Here is a 4,619-nt window from a genome sequence, read left to right as displayed (position 1 = left end):
TCGACGGGTACCCGGCAAGCATCCTTCACGGCCGGCACAAACCAAGCGGTTTCGGCATCTCGCGGATCGACGGCGACAGCGAAGCCGAAATTCGACGGATGCGCCTCGATGCGCTGCCAAGTTTCGCCGGCATCCGTCGATCGAAAAATCGCGCAGTGATGCTGCGCCCACAGTGTGTCCGGCTGCGCCGGACAATGCACGACGCGGTGCGGGTCCTGAACGTTCGGATCCTCGCGCCGCTTCGGCGGCATATAGTCGGCTTGCATGCCGAGCGCGGTCAAGCGCCAGCTCGCGCCGCCATCGTAGGTTTGCCAAACCCCGCCCGTCGATACGCCCACCGTGACGTGCCGGCTGTCGCGCGGATCGACGATCACCGAATGGATGCCGGGATGGTCGTAGCCTCCGCCCATCCATTCGCTGCGTTCTGGTCTATCCCACAGCGGGCGGTTCAGCGTCCAGGTTTCGCCTCCGTCGTTCGAGCAAAAGAGTCCGCCAGGGATTGTGCCCGCCCATAGGACGCCGGGTTCGTCAGGCCCGCCCGCCTCGAGCGACCAGATCTGCTCGAGCGTCCAGCTGGGCACAGTTGTCGCGTCTGGCCTTTCTGCTTGGGCCTCGCCCGAACCGTTCTCTGTCGTTCCGTTGTGCGCCGGCTGTAACGGGTACACGGGCACCGCACATTCTTCCCAATCGCGCGAACCCGCTAGCCTGCGGTGTAGCTTGACCCCGAAGTGCCCGAGATTGAGTGCGGCGTAGAGCGTTCCATCGCGCGGATCCTCGAGCGTCATGGTGACCGGTTCGCCGAGAAAGTGAGTCCTGCTCGAATCCATGGCCAACGGCGCGCGATCGTCCCAATCGAATTCGAACAATCCCTTGTGCGTGCCGACGAGCAGTCGATCGCTCATGACCCATATCTCCTGGCTGGTGATAGGACTGCCTGGCCTTAGCCGCCCGACAGTGCTTGAACGACGTAAATGCGGCTCTCCTCATCGACTGGATCGCAGAGGTGTTGCCGATCCCGCACGGGGCGCCCGTCGACGAAAACGGCGAGATGGCGGCGCAGCGCACCTTGATCGTCCAGTATGTAGCCGCGCAACCTCGGCTCGTCGACAAAGACGGCAGCAAGCGCCTTATCGACGGAGTTCGCCTGGATTTCGCGATCTGGAACGCGGATATGCCGCTGGATCGATGCGGCGAAAAAAAGATGCGCCATGACGAAGCAATGAGCGGAGCAAGCATTCAGTGTAGCTGACGCCGCGGGCCCGGCAACGTCTTCCATCCCACTCGATCTACGCAACGTTGATGCGAGAATGGCGGTGGGCGCACGGGTCTTGCATGAGCCGGGCCGGACGCGGGGTCAACATCAAAGCCCGATCGTCGAACGCTTTCCCGTCTGCCAATTCGGCAATCGATATGAAAGGAGGTCACCATGCCGCTGGCGCGCATCGCATTGCCCAAAGGTAAATCCGTGCAGTATCGAGAGGCTTTGACGGACGGCTTGCAACAAGCGCTCGTCGAAACATTCAACGTGCCGCAGGATGATCAGTTCATGCTGCTCACCGAGCACGCCCCCGCCGACTTTGTCTACAATCGCCACTACCTCGGTATCGAGCGAAGCGACGATTTCATCGTCATTCAACTGACGGTCAGCGATACCCGAACGGTTGCGCAAAAGCAGGCGTTATACCGGCGCATCGTTGAACTACTCGCCGAGCGCCCTGGGGTGCGCCAGGAAGACGTCTTCATCAATCTGGTCGAAGTACGGCCGGAAAATTGGTCGTTCGGTTTCGGAGAGGCTCAGTACGTCAAAACGTAACCGAAGCATTTGCGCTTTGCGTGACGGCGCGAGTCATTGCATCGCGCCGCCGCGACACCGCATCGCTGTGCATTGCTCAGGCGATGTAATATCGTTCGCATCGAATTCCGAAAGGGCGAAAAACGATGCCCCGCGCCGTCGAGCTTGTACTTGAGATCGAGCCGAATGCTGCCAGCGAATGGTGCGACGAGCGGGCCGCGCGCTCGAATTCGGCCAATCACCACCTGGACAGGCCATCGGTCGGCAGCGCTGTTGCCAACGCGCTCGAACGTTCCCGCGACATGGCAGTGACGAAACCGCGCGAGGCGATCACGATACGCATCGTCGAACGGCGCGGGCGCGGTGAACGCGTCGTTCTGGAAGAATGGCCAGATACGCGTCGCGTGACGGTCTCGCATGCGAGACCCCTCTCGCCCGGCGTGACGCTGCGTCGGACAACCCGCAACGTGCAGCTTGCACCCGGCGTGCCGCTCACGCAAAGCGATGCGGTGCCGCCCGACTTCAAGTTGGGCGACAGCGAGAGCGACGAGTGGCGTCCAGCGCCTGCGTTGGCGGCGTACTGCACGGGTTTTCAATGGCGCGGGCCTGATGGCCGTGCGGTCGAAATCATCTTGCTTGATGCGCTCGACACCGAAGCGACGCAAAGAGACCCGGCGGCACCACGCGGATCAGCCCGGTCTGGGCATTGGCCAGCCTTTTGTGAATTGCGTTTATCGGTGCTATGCGACGACGGCACGCTCGATGTGGATAAGAAATCCGACGTCGACGCGTCGTGTGATGGGGCCGTCAAAGCGGCGGTCAGCGCACTTTTCGTGGCCGCGCATTGGCTTATCGAACGAGTGCCTGCCTTTCCCGTGCTCATTGACGTATACGCGCGCGCCACGGGCGACGCGTCTGGCGCTGAGCCCGTGCGCGCGACGCGCGTCGATCTGGCCGGCGCTCGCACGCCTCACGAGGCGTTCGTCGCCATCGCGGGCAACGTTGCGCAGCAATGGTTCGGCAACGAGTGTGGGGCGCGCACGAGTGCACAGACTGAGTTCGTGCATCAGATGCGCGTGGCGCTCCGGCGCGCAAAGACGCTCCTCAAGACTTTTCCGCGCTGGGTCGACGACGACTGGCGCACCCGAGTCGCGCCGGGTTTCAAATGGCTCGGCCAAATTCTCGGCGAAGTGCGGGATGGCGACGTCCTTGTCGACTCGACGTTGCCCATGCTCATCAATGCCGACACCGAGCCCGCCGCGTGGTCGGGTATCATCGCGGCGGCCGATGCGGGGCGACTCGAGGCGCGAGACCGGCTGCAGCAGGTGCTGCGTTCGCCCCGCTATGCAGCGCTTTCGCTCGCATGGCTCTCGTGGCTCGCCGCCCATAACTTTACGGCGGGACCGCCAGAGCTGGCGCAACGCTCGCTCGCGCGCTATGTGGCAAAGCGTGTGCGACGACGCTTCGAACGGCTCACTGCCGAGCCCAAGCTGGCGTCGCTCGACGCGAACGGACGCCATCAGCGGCGCATCGAGGCCAAGCGGCTGCGTTATACGCTCGAGTTTTTTGAGTTGCTGGTCGCGCCGGGCCGACGCCGCAACTTGGCACGACGGTTGAGCCGCATCCAGAGCGTGCTCGGAGAGGTTTCCGATACGGTCGCCGCGCAGCGCTTTCTCGACGACGGGGGTTTGGCCGTCACGCCCTATCAGCGCGGATTCGCACGCGGCTGGGGCGAGGCCGTCAACCGCTCGGCGGCGCAGGAAGGCGAGCGTCTCTTGGGCAAGCTGCGCAAGCCGAAATTCACCCATCGTTTATAGCTTTGAAGAGCATTTCACCGGCCTATGACCACACGTTCATTTCCGCTGCCTGACCGATCGTCCAATGAAGGCGCAAGCGCTGCAAGCGCGGGGCCGCTCGGGCTTGGCGGCTCGCTGTGGCTGCAGGCAGGCGGCGAGACACTGGCCAGTGCGGCGCGCATCGCGCTCTTGGCTGCGATCGGTGAGACGGGCTCCATCACCGCGGCGGCGAAGGTCGTCGGCCTCTCCTACAAGGCCGCTTGGGATGCGGTGGACGCGATGAACAACCTGGCCGGCGTTGCGCTCGTCGTACGGGCAGCCGGCGGCAAAGGAGGCGGGGGCACGACGCTGACGGCGCGCGCGCGCCGTTTAATCGAGACCTACCGTGCGCTCGAGTGCGAGCATCGAAAGTTCATCGAGCGCGCGAGCTCAGCCATCGAGGATTTTGCGGGCGATTGGGCTTTGATCGGAAGAATCGGCATGAAGACGAGTGCGCGCAACCAGCTTTACGGGACGGTGGAATCGATTGCGCGTGGTGCCGTCAATGACGAGGTCACGCTGACATTGCCGGGTGGCCAGCGCATTTGCGCCGTGCTGACGCATGAAAGCACCGAAACGCTGGGCCTCGAAACGGGCAAGGCCGCCGTTGCTCTGGTGAAGGCGTCATGGGTCATGCTGCTCGTCGACGAAGGCAGTGGGCGGATGCGCATCTCTGCGCGCAATCAGTTACAGGGGACGGTCTCGCACGTCACGCAGGGCGCGGTCAATTCGGAAGTCTCGTTGCAATTGGACAACGCTTCCGGCAGCCCGGATTCCACTGTCACAGTAACGGCCATCGTGACCAACGAAAGCGTCCAAACGTTGGGGCTTGCCACTGGAAGCCGGGCGGTCGCTGTATTCAAAGCGTCGAGCGTTATTCTCGGCACGACGGATTGACGTTGTCTGGCTAAGTCAGGCTGACAGATCCTGTGCGATTGGCACGCTCGACGGGGGCGCCACGCGCGGCTCGGGGCGCGGCGCATCGAGTCCGG

General features: G+C 63.4%; 5 protein-coding genes. 3 read left to right on the top strand and 2 right to left on the bottom strand.

What is annotated here, in order from left to right; all coding sequences use genetic code 11:
• On the bottom strand, window positions 1-902 hold a 902-nt coding region (locus VL598_RS05080; RefSeq protein WP_325325604.1), incomplete at its 3' end, for an exo-alpha-sialidase.
• A 38-nt stretch (window positions 903-940) separates the two neighbouring features.
• Window positions 941-1,210, bottom strand: coding sequence for a MoaD/ThiS family protein (locus tag VL598_RS05075; protein WP_325325603.1), 270 nt, complete (start codon window positions 1,208-1,210; stop codon window positions 941-943).
• A 216-nt stretch (window positions 1,211-1,426) separates the two neighbouring features.
• On the opposite strand from VL598_RS05075, the gene VL598_RS05070 reads away from it, so the two are divergent.
• The 3 genes from VL598_RS05070 to VL598_RS05060 all read left to right on the top strand — a co-directional run bounded on the left by VL598_RS05070 (window position 1,427) and on the right by VL598_RS05060 (window position 4,524).
• Window positions 1,427-1,813: a tautomerase family protein gene (locus VL598_RS05070; protein ID WP_325325602.1), complete on the top strand. Its 387-nt coding sequence runs from the start codon at window positions 1,427-1,429 to the stop codon at window positions 1,811-1,813.
• A 125-nt stretch (window positions 1,814-1,938) separates the two neighbouring features.
• Window positions 1,939-3,609, top strand: a complete 1,671-nt coding sequence (locus tag VL598_RS05065; RefSeq protein WP_325325601.1) for a CHAD domain-containing protein — start codon at window positions 1,939-1,941, stop codon at window positions 3,607-3,609.
• Window positions 3,610-3,633: 24 nt separating this feature from the next.
• A complete protein-coding gene (locus VL598_RS05060) occupies window positions 3,634-4,524 on the top strand; it encodes a TOBE domain-containing protein (protein WP_325325600.1) in 891 nt (296 codons plus the stop codon).
• Window positions 4,525-4,619: the final 95 nt, after the last annotated feature.

Origin of the sequence: Trinickia sp. (assembly GCF_035492435.1) — a bacterium.
GTDB lineage: Bacteria > Pseudomonadota > Gammaproteobacteria > Burkholderiales > Burkholderiaceae > Trinickia.
Note: the sequence above shows the minus strand (reverse complement) of the source record. Positions and strands in the feature narration are given on the sequence as shown.

Coding starts and splice junctions, on each gene's coding strand:
- VL598_RS05075 (WP_325325603.1), bottom strand. CDS start 1,210: ATGGCGCATCTTTTTTTCGCCGCATCGATCCAGCGGCATATCCGCGTT.
- VL598_RS05065 (WP_325325601.1), top strand. CDS start 1,939: ATGCCCCGCGCCGTCGAGCTTGTACTTGAGATCGAGCCGAATGCTGCC.
- VL598_RS05060 (WP_325325600.1), top strand. CDS start 3,634: ATGACCACACGTTCATTTCCGCTGCCTGACCGATCGTCCAATGAAGGC.
- VL598_RS05070 (WP_325325602.1), top strand. CDS start 1,427: ATGCCGCTGGCGCGCATCGCATTGCCCAAAGGTAAATCCGTGCAGTAT.